Annotated in this window: 1 protein-coding gene; it reads right to left on the minus strand. The window is 54.7% G+C overall.

From position 1 onward, the window contains the following. The coding region (locus NTD89_RS00580) for an immunoglobulin-like domain-containing protein (RefSeq protein WP_315975594.1) at window positions 1-236 on the minus strand (236 nt) is incomplete at both ends.

Genomic DNA, 236 nt, shown 5'->3' on the forward strand with positions numbered 1-236 from the left:
AGTTGCCGCCAGTTGCACCGGCAATAGTGGTGCTAACGGTGGAACCGTTGTTGTAGACGTCGTTGGCTGGAGTTTCGAAAACTACAGTTCCGCTGGACTTGCCTGCTTCGATATTGATCGTCTGGCCGTTGCTCAAGGTAACCGTCACAGCGGTTTGCGCTGGATTGGTCAGCGTGGCGGTGTAAGTGATGTTGCCGCCTTCAACGACCGATGTATCTGCCGTCAGAGTGACGGTA

Origin of the sequence: Pseudomonas sp. 14P_5.3_Bac1 (genome assembly GCF_025466135.1) — a bacterium.
Taxonomy (GTDB): Bacteria; Pseudomonadota; Gammaproteobacteria; order Pseudomonadales; family Pseudomonadaceae; genus Aquipseudomonas.